This window comes from Streptomyces sp. NPDC052682 (assembly GCF_040678435.1).
Taxonomy (GTDB): Bacteria; Actinomycetota; Actinomycetes; order Streptomycetales; family Streptomycetaceae; genus Streptomyces.
Map to the genome: position 1 here is coordinate 11,726 of NZ_JBFATS010000015.1, position 13,261 is coordinate 24,986.

Consider the following 13,261-nt stretch of genomic DNA (forward strand, 5'->3'; position numbering starts at 1 on the left):
CGACGGGCCGCCGCCGTGAAGGCGGCTGGAAGGGGCTGTCAGGCGGGTGCGAGCGCTGACATCCCGCGACCGCGCGGAACCGAAGCCCGGCCCGTACGCTCGTGGACCACCACGGTCACATCACGAGCCGCTGCACGTCCATCAGGCCGCGCTCTCCCGTGCGGTGTTCCGCCGGCAGGATGTAGGTGCGCAGTCCGCAGGCGGCCGCGCCGCCGTCGCGGACCGGGTTGTCCCCGACCATCAGGGCGGCGCGGGGGTCCACGCCGAGGCCGGCGCAGGCTTTGAGGAACAGCTGTGGGGCGGGCTTTTCCCGGCCCTGCTCGTAGGAGATCACGCAGGTGTCGATCAAGGCGTCCAGCCCGTGGTGGGCGAGGTGGGTGCGCAGGTCCCAGGCGAAGTCGCTGACGATGCCGACGCGCATTCCGCGCTGGTGCAGGGCACGCAGGACCGGTTCGGTGTCGGGATAGGGAACCCAGGCGTCCGGAGCGGTGAGCTCCCGGTAGGCCGCATCCTCCGCGCCGCGCAGGAAGTCCACCTGCTCCCACCATCCCCACATGGCGCGGCGGTGCCGTTCGGAAGAGAGATCACGGCCTTCCTGGAGGGCGACGACGGAGGGCAGCCGGAAGGCGGCGCGCAACTGCTCGGAGATCTTGGCCACCGCGCCGGGCTCGTCCAGCACAGCAAGGCGGCCGGCGGCGGAGCCGACCCGACGCAGCCACGTCTCCAGGTCGGTCATATGGAAGATGGTGTTGCTGAAGTCGAACAGGACGGCCTGGACCGGGGGCACCGGCGCCGCCATCTCAGCGTCGCTGGGGCGGTAGGCGCTCGGAGTTTCGAACAGGGTGCGGGTCACAGGGAAGGCTCTTCGGGTTCGACCGTCTCGACGGGGACTCCGAGGTCGCGTATCGCCGCGAGTTCCGCGTCGGGGGTGGCGGTGTCGGTGATGACGGTGTGGTAGTCGGCCACGGTGCCGTACGCGTACGTGGCGGTCTTGCCGAACTTCGAGTGGTCCACCAGGAGCAGCGCCTGATCGGCGGAGGCAAGCATCGCCAGCTTCACCTCGACGTAGTCGTTCAGGGGGTGGAAGAGGCGGCCTTCCAGGACGGCGGTGGCGGACATCAGGGCGAGATCGGCCCGGATGTGGGACAGGGTGCGGATGACGGTGGGGCCGGTGCAGGAGTTGAAGTCGCCGCGGTAGTGGCCGCCCAGCAGGGTGACGTTCACCGCGGGGGCGGCGGATCCGAGGCGCTGCGCGAGGCCGACCGAGTTGGTGACGACGTGCAGCTGATCCACCTCCGCCAGCGCCGGGACCAGCGGGAACAGGGTGGTCGAGTCCTCCATGAGCACGGTGCTGCCCGGTCCGATCCGGTCGGCGACGGCTGCGCAGAGCGCGTTCTTGGCCGCGAGGGCGCTGTTCTCCCGGAAACGGGTGGCCGTCTCCATGGTGAGCGCGGGGAACGCGACGGCCCGCCCGCGCTCCTTGCGCAGCAGATGCCGCCCGGCGAGGTCGTCCAGGTCCCGGTGCATCGTCATCAGACTGACGTCGAAGTGCCGGGCGAGGTCGTCGATGCGGGTCTCGCCATGGTCGGCGACGTACCGCAGCACGGCCTGGCGCCGCTCCTCGACGGCCGCCTGTGACAGTCGCGTACGGGCGGTCACGGTGCCCCTCCTTCCCGGTCGCTCCGGTGTCGCAGTTTCCCACACGGGCCGGTGCGGGGCGGGGTCCGTCCGGCTCGCGGCCCTCGGGCCGTCCGTGCGACGGCTGCTCCGTACGACGTGCGTGTCCGCGTCCATGTCTGCAATCCCTGTCTGCGTGGGGCCGTGGGCTACGGTCCGTCCACCGTGACCAGCACCTTGACCTGTTCGGGGTCGACGGATGCGGCGAAAGCCTTGGCGGCGTCCTCCAGCGGGTAGGTGGCGGTGACGATCTCGGCGGTGTCGACGGCGCCGGACGAGATCAGGGACATCGCGGTGCGGTAGTCGTCGCCGGTGTACATCAGCGTGCCCTCGATGCGGATCTCCCGGTCCTGGACCAGGTCGAGGCGGACCGGGGTGGTGCCGGCGGCGCCGACGCCGACGACGATGATCGTGCCGCCCTTGGTGACCAGGTCGGTGGCCTGGGCGATGGACTGTTCGCGCGCCACGCAGTCGAAGACCACGTCGGCCGGTCCGCCGAGCGCCGCATGGGCCTGGTCGGCGAGGTCGGTGGCGTCGGCGGGCAGGGCCGTGTCGGCTCCCAGACGCAGGGCGCGGTCCCTCTTGCCCGGCAGCAGGTCGGTGACGGCGATCCTCGCGGCACCGGCGTGCCGGGCGGCGGCGAGGACGAGCAGACCGATCGGCCCGGCTCCGAGCACGACGACCGTGCGTCCGGTGAGGTCACCTGCCTTCGCCACGGCGTGCACCGGGGTGGCCAGGGGTTCGACGAGGGCGGCCTCGATGTCGGTCATGCCGTCGGGAACGCGGTGGACGCGGTCGGCCGCGATGGTGAACAGGTCGGCCATGGCGCCGGGCGTCTGGCAGCCGAACACCTTCAGCTCCTGGCAGATGTTGTAGCGGCCGGAGCGGCACTGGGGGCATCGGCCGCAGTACAGGTTGGGCTCGACGATCACCCGGTCTCCGGGCGTGAAGTCCTCGGCTCCTTTCCCTGCCGCGGCGACTACACCTACCGCCTCGTGGCCGGGGCGGTAGGGAAGGTCGATGAAGGGGTGGTGGCCGGCCGCCGCATGGGTGTCGGAGCCGCACACGCCGACGACGGTGGTACGCACCAGGAGTTCGTCGTCCCCGGGGACGGGGGCGGGCACCTCCTCGAGGGTGATGTCGTCGAGGGAGCGGACGAGAACGCGGCGGATCTGCTCGGTCATGTGGGGGTTCCGTTCGGTTCGGGCGTTCACGCGGTGGCGAGGCCGGGCTGGATCTGGATCTTGCGGCCGATGCCTGCCTGGAAGCGGGCGACTGCGTCCGGGAACGCCACCAGGGGAAGGCGGTCACTGATGAAGACGCGCGGGTCGATGACACCGGTGGCGAAGAGGTCCGCGGCGCGTTCGAAGCTGTGCAGGACCGCCATGGAGCCGGTGATCGTGATCTCCTGGTTGTAGATCTTGTACGGCTCGATGGTGGCCCGGGTGGCGTAGTCGGCGACCCCGAACTGCAGGTACGTACCGCCTTTGCCCACCCGGCCGAGGGCGTCCTGGATGGCTTTCGCGTTGCCGGTGGCGTCGACGACCAGATCCCAGCCGTAGGGCGGCCGGTCGAGCTCGTCGGCGGACGCGGCAGCGGCGGAGCAGCCCAACTGCCAGGCGGTGGCCAGGCGTTCGGCGTTGATATCGACGACGTCGACGCTCGCGGCGCCGGTGGCTTTGGCGAGCTGGAGCATCATCAGGCCCATGGTTCCGGCGCCGTAGACGAGCACGCGGGAGGCGAGTCGGCCGCGCAGGACGTCGTAGCCGCGCACCGCGCAGGACAGCGGCTCGATCAGGGCCGCGTCCTGGGCGTCCACGTGGTCGGGCAGTCGTACGCAGTTGGCGGCGGGCGCCACGGCGTACTCGGCGGCGGCACCCGGGTGGGTGACGCCGATGGCGGCCCAGCGTTCGCAGAGGTTGTTGTGGCCGAGGCGGCAGTAGCGGCACTCGAAGCAGTACAGCGACGGGTCCACGGCGACCTGGTCGCCGAGCGCGAGTTCGGTGACCTCGCTGCCGCGGCCCACGACCTCCCCGGCGAACTCGTGGCCGGGGATGATGGGCAGTTTCGGGGCGAACTCCCCCTGGAGGATGTGCAGATCTGTGCCGCACAGCCCGGTGGCCGCGACCTCGACGACGACCTCGCGCGGGCCGGGAGCGGGGTCATCGACCGTGGCGATCTCGACGCTGCCGGGCTGGGTGATGACGGCTGCCTTCACTTGACGGCTCCCAGGGAGAGGCCGCGGACGAGCTTGTCCTGGGCGGCGAAACCGGCGATGAGGACGGGCAGCGAGACCAGGGTGGCCGCCGCGCACAGCCGGGCGAGGAACAGGCCCTCGTTGGTGATGAAGCCGACCAGGAACACCGGCGCGGTGGACGCCTGCGTGGCGGTGAGGTTCACGGCGAACATGAACTCGTTCCAGCTGAAGATGAAACAGATCAGCGAGGTGGCGGCGAGTCCGGGCATGGCGACGGGTGCGACGACCCGCCACAGGACGGTGAGCAGGCCCGCGCCGTCGACCTCGGCCGCTTCCAGGATCTCCTTGGGGACCTCGGCGAGGAAGGAGCGCATCATCCATACCGCGATCGGCAGGTTCATGGCGGTGTAGAGGACGACCAGCGTCCACACGTTGTCCAGCATCCCGGCGTCCTTGACGATCAGGTACACCGGCAGCAGGGCGGCGATGGCCGGGAGGAACTTGGTGGACAGGAAGAAGAACATCACGTCGGTCCACTTCTCGACCGGCTTGATGGACAGGGCGTAGGCCGCCGGTACCGCCAGGGCGAGGACCAGGATCGTGGAAAGGATGCTGGCCATGGCCGAGTTGAGGAGGAAGGGGGTGATGTCCCGGTTGAAGAGGAGTTTGTACTGGTCGAAGGTGACGGCGGCGAAGGGGGCAGGCGGATTGGTGGCCGCGTCGGCCTCCTGGTGGAAGGAGGTGAGGACCATCCAGGCCACCGGCGCGAAGAACGCCAGGGTGGCGAGCCAGGCGACGAAGGTCCACAGGGGAGAGAGCCGGGGCTCACCGCCCCGGTCCTCCCTGCGGCGGAAGAGCTTTGCGAACTTCGCCCCGGGCGCGGCGACTGCTGCGTGAGCGGTGGTCATCGGGATACCTCCTCGCGGAACAGCGACGCGATGGTGCGCAGCGCGAAGGTCGCGATCACGAACGCGCCGAGGACGACGACGACACCGGCGGCGGCTGCCTCGCCGTACTCGTACTTGCGGAACATGGTCAGGTAGATCTCGTAGGGCAGGTTGGTGGTCTGGGAACCGGGGCCGCCCTGGGTGATGGTGAAGACCACGTCGAAGGTCTGCACGACGTAGATCGTGCCGAGCAGGACGCCCAGCTCGATGTACTGGCGCAGGTGCGGCAGCGTGATGTGGCGGAAGGTCTGCAGCGCGGAGGCGCCGTCCATGCGGGCCGCCTCCAGGACGTCACCGGGCTGCGCCTGAAGGCCGGCCAGGAGGATCAGCATCATGAACGGGGTCCACTGCCAGACCAGCGCCACCACGACGGCGGGCATCGGGTAGGAGGAGATCCAGTCGACCGTGGGGCCGTTGTCCGCGCCGAACAACCGGTAGACGGCGTTGAGGGTGCCGTTGAGCAGTCCGTAGTCGGGGTTGTAGATGGCGTGCTTCCACAGCAGCGCCGCCGCGACCGGCATGACCAGGAACGGGGCGATGAGCAGCGTGCGCGCCAGCCCGCGGCCGGCGAAGCGGCGGTCGAGGAGCATCGCCAGACCGAGTCCGAGGATCACACTGATGATCACCACCGACGCGGTGAGCACGACGGTGTTGAGCACGGCCGTGCGCAGCCGCTCATCGGTGAAGACGAAGGAGAAGTTGGACAGACCGACGAAGTGCCGGTCGCCCGGCTTGAGGATGTTCCACTGGAACGTGGAGATGATCAACGTGGCCACGAAAGGCAGCTGCGTGACGACAATGGTGAAAATCAGCGCGGGCAGCAACGGGATGCGGCGCTTCCACTTGGCCGCCGCGCCCGAGGACTTCCGGGGACGGACGGGCGTGGGTGCTGTCTTGGGGGGTGCGGTGAGCGTGGTCATGAACGGTTCCTCTGCCGGTGAAGGCCGGGGGCGGGGAAGCGGCGCCCGGCCGACGCCGAGCCGGCCGGGCACTGAAGGTCACTTCTGGTAGTTCCTGGCGACTTCCTCGGCCAGCTTCTGGCCGTCGTTGAGCGCCTTGTCCACGCTGGTCTTGCCGGCGATGGCGGCGGAGATCTCCTGGGTGACCTTGGTGCCCAGGTCCTGGAACTCGGGGATGGCCACGTACTGGATGCCCACGGTCGGCCGGGACTGGACGCCCGGGTTGGCCGGGTCGGCGCCCTCGATGGACTTCAGGGTGATGTCTCCGAAGGAGGCGGCGGCCTTCTTGTACTGAGGGATCTCGTACGTGCTGGCCCGCTTGCCGGCCGGGACGCGCGCCCAGCCGAGCTTCTCGCCGACGAGGTTCTCGTACTTCTTGCTGGAGGCCCACAGCATGAACTTCGAGGCGGCGTCGGCGTTCTTCGTGGTCTTGGGCATGGCCCACGACCAGGCCCACAGCCAGCCGCTGCTGTCCGTCTTGACGGTCGGTGCGTAGGCGTAGCCGACGTTGCCGGCGATCTTGCTGGAGGCGGGGTCCTCCAGCGATCCGGCCGCGCTGGTCGCGTCGTACCACATGGCGACCTTCTTCTGGCTCAGCGCGTTCAGGCACTCGGTGAACCCGGCCTGCGGGGCGCCGGCCTCACCGTGCTTGCGGACCAGGTCGACGTAGAACTTCGTGGCCTCCTTGAAGCCGCCGGTGTTGACCTGCGCCTTCCAGTCCTTGGTGAACCAGGTGCCGCCGAAGGTGTTGACCATGGACGTCAGCGGCGCCCCCAGCTCGCCCCAGCCGGCCAGGCCGCGCAGGCAGATGCCCTTCATGCCGGGCTCGGCACCGTCGACCTTGGCCGCGATGTCGGCGATCTGCTGCCAGGTCGGCCGTTCGGGCACCGTGATGCCCTTCGCCTTCATGACGTCCTTGTTGTACATGAGCATGGAGGACTCGCCGTAGAACGGCAGGGCGTAGAGCTTGCCGTCCGAGCCGGTGAGCGACTGGACCATCGGCTTGAGCAGGTCGGCCTTGTCGAAGCCCTTGTCCTTGTCGGCGTAGGAGCCCAGGTCGTGCAGCCAGCCGTTCTTCTCCCAGATGGGCACCTCGTAGGCGCCGATGGTGGCGACGTCGTACTGGCCGGCCTGGGTGGCGATGTCCTGGGTGACCTTGTCGCGCAGTTCGTTCTCGGGGAGGACCGTGAAGTTGACCTTGATCCCGGTGTCCTTGGTGAAGTTGTCCTTGGTCAGCTTCGCGATGTCCTCCATCTGCGGGTTGCCGACCATCAGGACGTTGATGCTCTTCCCTCCACCCGAGGCCCCGCCGGCTCCCGCTCCGGAACAGGCTGTGGCGAGCAGGGCGGTGGCGGCGGCGCCGGCTATGAGGGCGTATCTGGTCGATGCCATGTGACGGGGGGAACCTCTCGTGCGGGTTCGCCGGGACCTCCACTGAGGCGCGGCGGGTCGAGCAGGGGTGTGGATGCGTCCTTGGGGAGTCGGGCATTATCTTCAGACTTATCGTCAACCGGTCTCTGAGGGCTGCGAGACTCCACCGAGCAGCCCAGCCCCCAGCCCTCGACCTCGCCGCCGCCGTCCCCGAGGAACCCACACGAGCACCAGACGTGTCCATGCGCCGGCCCCGGCGGTCCGGGTAGTCGACACGGTCGGAGCGGGCGATGCTTCACCGCCGGAGTGCTCGCCCATCTGCACCGCACCGGCCGACTCAGCCGCTGAGGCGTCGACCACCTTGGCGCCGGCGAGCTCGCCCGGCTGCTGTCGTACGCCGTGGAGATCGCTGCCGACACCTGCGCCCGCGCCGGTGCCCAGCCGCCGTACCGCTACGACGGCGTGACGGCTCCCGTGTAGAGGCAGTGGCCATGCCTGGATGCCCGTCGCTCCCTCATGTCGCCGGCTCGCCCCGCGCTCACTCCGGAGCCTCGCGTGCGTCCAGGCGAGCCCAGACCGGTCCGAGAGCCTCCAACGCCTCTCGGTACACCGCATACGCCTCGTCGAGTACGGCGACCCGGTCGGGGCGGGGTTCGTGGCGCCTGAGTACGTGGGGGGTGGCGCGCGGGTCCGTCACGTCGTCGAGCAGTCCGACGGCTGTGGCGGCGAGCAGCGCCGCTCCCCGGGCAGCACTCTCCTGCACGTCGGTCACCACGACCGGCCGCCGTAGGGCGTCGGCGAACATCTGGCTCCACACCGCACTGTGTGCGGCCCCGCCGGTCAGCCGGGCCGCAGCCCCGGTGATCGGCAGCTTCGAGCGGAGCGCGTCGACATGCCAGCGGTGGTTGAGGACCACGCCTTCCATCAGGGCCCGCAGCAGGTGGCCGCGGTCGTGCCAGCCGCGCAGTCCGAGGAACGTCCCGGACGCGGGATGCGGGTGCGGGGAGCCGTAGACGAACGGGTGGAACAGCACCTCCGACGGACCGTCCAGGCATGCCTCGACCTCGCGGCCGATCGCCTCATGGACGCCGTACCGCTGGTCGGTCGGTGCACCGGTGACCCGCAGGAACCATTCCAGGTTCGCCACCGACGCCGGTGAGGTGGACATGGTCATCCACTGGCCCGGGCGGACGAAGTGACGGACCTGCCAGCGCGGATCGACGACCGGGCGTTCACTGACCACCTGGTTGATGCTGAACGACCCGGCGATCAGGCACAGTTCGCCCGGCGTCGTGCCGCCGATCCCGAGCGCGGCGGCATCGACGTCATGGGCACCCGTGACAACGGGCGTGCCGGCGGTGAGCCCGGTGAGCGCCGCGGCCTCGCGGGTGACGTTTCCGCTCACCGCGTCGCAGGGCAGCACGGGCGGCAGCAGGCGGGCGAGCGCGCCGAGGCCGTACAGGTCGAGCAGCTCCGGCGAGTATCCGCCGTGGCGCATGTCGGTGAACGAGGCACTGGCGTCCGTGGGATCGGTGGCCACCGCGCCTGTCAGTCTCAGGCGCAGCCAGTCCTTGCAGGACAGAAGCCACCGGGCCTGCCGAAGCACTCCCGCCTCGTGGCGGGCGAGCCAGGCCAGCAGGGCGGCCGGGGAACCAGCGAACGGCACCGTGCCCGACATCTCCAGGGCGCGCGACCAGACCGGAGTGCCCCGCCACTCCACCAGCATTGGTTCGGCGCGCGTGTCCATCGCCACGATCCCGGCGCGCACCGGCCGGGCGAACTCGTCGACGGCGTACAGGCCGTCGCCGTGCCCGGCCAGTCCCACCGCGGCGACGGCTCGCCCCGCGTCCGGTCCCACCTCGGCGAGACAGGCGGCGATGGCCTGGAACGCGGTCCGCCACACCTCGTCCATATCCCTCTCCACCCAATGAGGTCGAGGGGTCTTCAGGGGCACTGTGCCGCTGCCGCGCGCCACCGCTCGGCCGGTGGCGTCGAACAACACGGCCTTGGTCACGGTATGGCCCGCGTCGACACCGAGCACCAGTTCACGTGCCACAGCTCACACCCGCCCCAGGCCGCAGGCAGTGTCCGTCGCGGCGCACCGGCCGGTCGCCACGAGTCCGGCGACGAGCCGCGTCGAACGCAGCATCCCGGTCGCGCCGGAGCCCTTTGGCTGCCGCTCAGTCAACGCCGCGCCCCGGTCCGAAACGGGCCGCACACTGCCACGGCGTCGTCGTACCCGACGGGGACCGTCGACCACCGATGACCAACGCACACCGGGGTCTCCTCCCGTGCCGAAGCCACCATCCACCGGGCCGATCGTCCCACGTAGCCGGTCGACGCGCCCTGACCGTCATCCGCACGTTGCGACATCAGCGAAGCAGCAGGTCAGACACCCTTTGCTGCGGGCTCGAGAATGGCCACGCACTCCACGTGCGACGTCATCGGAAACAGATCGAACGCCCGCAGCATCCGCACCCGGTACCCCCCGTCCCGGAAGTACCCCAGATCCCGCGCCAGCGCGGCAGGATCGCACGCCACGTACGCGATCCTGCGCGCCCCCAGCGAGGCGAGATGCGCGACGGTCCCGCGGCCCGCTCCCGAGCGCGGCGGGTCCAGGACGATGAGGTCGACCTCGGTGATGCCCGTGCGCGGCAGGACCGTCTCGACCTTGCCCTGCTCGATGCGGACCCGGTCGAAGCCGGCGAGGTTGTGCCGGGCGTCCTCCACCGCGCGCTTGCCCGACTCGATGCCGAGCACCGCGCCCTTCTCGCCGACCCGGTCGGCGAGGGCGCCCGCGAACAGGCCGACGCCGCAGTACAGGTCGAGGGCGCTCTCGCCCTTGCGGGGCAGCAGGCCCTGCATGACCGCGGTGACCAGGGTGTCCGCCGCCTTGGGGTGGACCTGCCAGAAGCCGCCGCCTCCCACGCGGTAGGTACGGCCGTCCGCCCGCTCGCGGACGAAGGGGCGGCCGTGCACGCGGTGGACACCGCCGGAGCGTTCGTCCACCCGCATCACCGACGCCGGGCGGTCCAGTTCCACCAGCGGCAGGCGCGCCCCGGGCTTCGGCGTGAGGATCACCTGGCGGTCCTGCGAGCCCGTCGCCGCGATCGCCTCGACGGTGTCCATGCCCGTCCAGTCGCGCTTCTCGATGCCCAGCTCGGACACGCCCTCCGCCGCGATCAGGCAGCGGTCGATCGGCTCCACCTCGTGCGAGCGGTGCCGGCGCAGGCCGGCGCGGCCGTCGGCGGTCACCGCGTACTGCACGCGCGTACGCCACGCCGGGACCTCCCCGGCGGGCACCTTGTCGCCCTCGGCCGGGACGACCGTGCCGTCCCAGCCGGCCTCCTCGGGGGTGAGCCCGGCGAGCCGCTGCAGCTGCTCGGCGACGACCTCCGCCTTGAACCGCCGCTGCGCGCCCGGCTTGGCGTGCTGCCAGTCGCAGCCGCCGCAGCGGCCGGGCCCGGCGAACGGGCAGGGCGCGTCGATGCGGTCCTTGGAGGCCTGGAGGATCTCCACCGCGTCGGCGCGCAGGAAGCGGGCGCCCTCCTCGCCTTCCGTCACCCGCGCGACGACCCGCTCACCGGGCAGCGCGTGCCGCACGAACAGCACCTGGCCCTCGGACGTACGGGCGATGCAGTGGCCACCGTGGGCGACGGGGCCGATCTCGACCTCGTACTCCTCTCCCACCAGCGACTTCCTCGGTTCTGCCTGCATGGCGGGGTGACTCCACAACACTAGAGAGAGAAGGACGACAGCCCACCAGTCTACTGGGACCCCGAGGACTCCTTGGCCCGCGTCTCCGCGGGACCGCGCCGCACCGAGCCCGGGGCGTTCCACTCCTTGCGGGCACGCCGCTTGGCCGCCTCCGAGGAGGCCAGCTGGTACGGCACCGAGGTCACCATGACGCCCGGTGTGAACAGCAGCCGGCCCTTGAGCCGCAGCGCGCTCTGGTTGTGCAGCAGGTGCTCGTACCAGTGGCCGACCACGTACTCGGGGATGATCACGGAGACCACGTCCCGCGGCGATTCCTTGCGCAGGCCCTTGACGTACTCGATGACCGGCCGCGTGATCTCGCGGTAGGGCGAGTCGAGGACCTTCAGGGGTACGTCGATGCCGCGCCGCTCCCACTCGTCGCGCAGCGCCTTGGTCTCCGCCGGGTCGACGTTGACGCTGAGCGCCTCCAGGGTGTCCGAGCGCAGCAGCTTGGCGTAGGACAGCGCGCGCAGCGTGGGGCGGTGGATCTTGGAGATCAGGACGACGGAGTGGACGCGGGACGGCCGGATGGTCTCGTCGCTCGGGCCCTCCGGGGCCGCGATCTCCTCGGCCACACGGTCGTAGTGCTTCCGGATCGCGGTCATGGTCACGTAGAAGATCACCATGCCGAGCAGCGCCACCCACGCGCCGTGCGTGAACTTGGTGATGAGGACGACGACCAGGACCAGGCCGGTGAAGAAGGCGCCGAAGGCGTTGATCCCGCGGGAGCGGATCATGTGACGGCGCTTGGCCTGGTCCTTCTCGGTGGCCAGGTGGCGGTTCCAGTGCCGGACCATGCCGGTCTGGCTGAGCGTGAAGGACACGAACACGCCGACGATGTAGAGCTGGATCAGGCGCGTGGAGTCGGCGCCGTAGACCCACACCAGCAGTCCGGCGGCGCCGGCCAGCAGCACGATGCCGTTGGAGAACGCCAGGCGGTCGCCGCGGGTGTGCAGCTGGCGGGGCAGGTAGCGGTCCTGGGCGAGGATCGAGCCGAGCAGCGGGAAGCCGTTGTAGGCGGTGTTCGCGGCGAGGAACAGCACCAGGGCGGTGGCCGCCGCGAGCAGGATGAACATGAAGCTGCCGTCGCCGAAGACGGCCTCGGCGACCTGGGCGATGACCGGGTGCTGCACATAGCCGGCGCCGACCGGGACGCCGTTGTGGAACAGGTCGGCGGCCGGGTTCTCGGCCATGCGGACGTCGGTCGCCCGGGCCAGCGCGATGATGCCGCAGAACATGGTGACGGCGAGCAGGCCCATCAGCGCGAGCGTGGTCGCGGCGTTCTTCGACTTGGGCTTGCGGAAGGCCGGGACGCCGTTGGAGATCGCCTCCACACCGGTGAGCGCGGCACAGCCGGAGGAGAAGGCGCGCAGCAGCAGGAACAGCAGGGCGAAACCGGCCAGGCCCTGGTGTTCGGGCTTGATGACGTAGTCGGCGGTCGGCGCCCGCATCTCGTCGCCCAGCACCACGCCGCGGAACGCTCCCCAGGCGATCATGCTGAAGACGCCCGCGACGAAGACGTACGTCGGGATGGCGAAGACCGTGCCCGACTCCCGCACACCGCGCAGGTTCATCAGCGTCAGCAGCACGATCACGGCGATCGCGCAGAACACCTTGTGCTCGACGACGAACGGGATCGCGGAGCCGAGGTTCTCGATGCCGGAGGAGATCGAGACGGCGACGGTCAGGACGTAGTCGACGAGCAGGGCGCTCGCCACCGTCAGGCCCGCCTTGGGGCCGAGGTTGGTGGTCGCCACCTCGTAGTCGCCGCCGCCGCTCGGGTAGGCGTGCACGTTCTGCCGGTAGGAGGCGACCACGGTGAACATCAGCACCACGACCGCGACCGCGATCCAGGGGCTGAAGTGGTACGCCGAAACGCCCGCGATGGACAGCACCAGCAGGACCTCCCCGGGCGCGTACGCCACGGAGGAGAGCGGGTCGGAGGCGAAGACGGGGAGTGCGATGCGCTTCGGCAGGAGCGTTTCCCCCAGCCGGTCACTGCGCAGTGCGCGCCCGATGAGGATCCGTTTGGGCACGTCGGTCAGTTTGGACACAACAGTGGATCGTAAGCGTTCGAACGCGGGAGCGCCCACCCGCCACCCCCTCTGCACGGACCCTCTGCTCTCCGAGTGAAATCGGGGACGGGTGCGGCTGCGGTTTTCGCAGGTGGCGGCAGTCTCATGCCTATATGACGGGACTCTGCCCGTTCGCCTGATCCATCCCCGCCCGTCGCCGTCCCGTGGAGGTTCCATGCACACGACCGCAGAGCTGATCGGCGCCGCCGCCGCCCTCGTCGGCCTCGGCATCCTCACCCTGGCCAGCGTGCGCAGCATCAGCCGGCGCTGAGGGTCCCG

General features: G+C 70.3%; 10 protein-coding genes. All 10 read right to left on the minus strand.

Annotated elements, in window-relative coordinates:
• Positions 1–115 precede the first annotated feature (115 nt).
• Positions 116–853: an HAD-IA family hydrolase gene (locus AB0K80_RS23350; RefSeq protein ID WP_365672624.1), complete on the minus strand. Its 738-nt coding sequence runs from the start codon at positions 851–853 to the stop codon at positions 116–118.
• On the minus strand, positions 850–1,659 hold the full coding sequence (locus AB0K80_RS23355; protein ID WP_365672625.1) for a DeoR/GlpR family DNA-binding transcription regulator: 810 nt from the start codon (positions 1,657–1,659) through the stop codon (positions 850–852). Before AB0K80_RS23355 ends, AB0K80_RS23350 begins: the two co-directional genes overlap by 4 nt.
• Before the next feature lie 167 nt (positions 1,660–1,826).
• Positions 1,827–2,861 (minus strand): alcohol dehydrogenase catalytic domain-containing protein, encoded by a 1,035-nt coding sequence (locus AB0K80_RS23360; RefSeq protein WP_365672627.1) that lies wholly within the window; start codon positions 2,859–2,861, stop codon positions 1,827–1,829.
• A 26-nt stretch (positions 2,862–2,887) separates the two neighbouring features.
• Complete coding sequence (locus tag AB0K80_RS23365; protein WP_365672629.1) at positions 2,888–3,895, minus strand: zinc-dependent alcohol dehydrogenase family protein; 1,008 nt, start codon at positions 3,893–3,895, stop codon at positions 2,888–2,890.
• Entirely contained in the window at positions 3,892–4,782 is an 891-nt protein-coding gene (locus AB0K80_RS23370) for a carbohydrate ABC transporter permease (protein WP_365672631.1), read from the minus strand. The genes AB0K80_RS23365 and AB0K80_RS23370 overlap by 4 nt, the downstream gene beginning before the upstream one ends.
• A complete protein-coding gene (locus tag AB0K80_RS23375) occupies positions 4,779–5,741 on the minus strand; it encodes a sugar ABC transporter permease (protein WP_365672633.1) in 963 nt (320 codons plus the stop codon). Before AB0K80_RS23375 ends, AB0K80_RS23370 begins: the two co-directional genes overlap by 4 nt.
• Positions 5,742–5,819: 78 nt before the next feature.
• Positions 5,820–7,172 (minus strand): sugar ABC transporter substrate-binding protein, encoded by a 1,353-nt coding sequence (locus AB0K80_RS23380; RefSeq protein WP_365672634.1) that lies wholly within the window; start codon positions 7,170–7,172, stop codon positions 5,820–5,822.
• Between the two features lie 517 nt (positions 7,173–7,689).
• A complete protein-coding gene (locus tag AB0K80_RS23385; protein ID WP_365672636.1) occupies positions 7,690–9,207 on the minus strand; it encodes an FGGY-family carbohydrate kinase in 1,518 nt (505 codons plus the stop codon).
• Between the two features lie 332 nt (positions 9,208–9,539).
• Complete coding sequence (locus tag AB0K80_RS23390; RefSeq protein WP_365672638.1) at positions 9,540–10,868, minus strand: class I SAM-dependent RNA methyltransferase; 1,329 nt, start codon at positions 10,866–10,868, stop codon at positions 9,540–9,542.
• 50 nt (positions 10,869–10,918) lie between these two features.
• Positions 10,919–12,961, minus strand: a complete 2,043-nt coding sequence (locus tag AB0K80_RS23395; protein WP_365672639.1) for an APC family permease — start codon at positions 12,959–12,961, stop codon at positions 10,919–10,921.
• Positions 12,962–13,261: the final 300 nt, after the last annotated feature.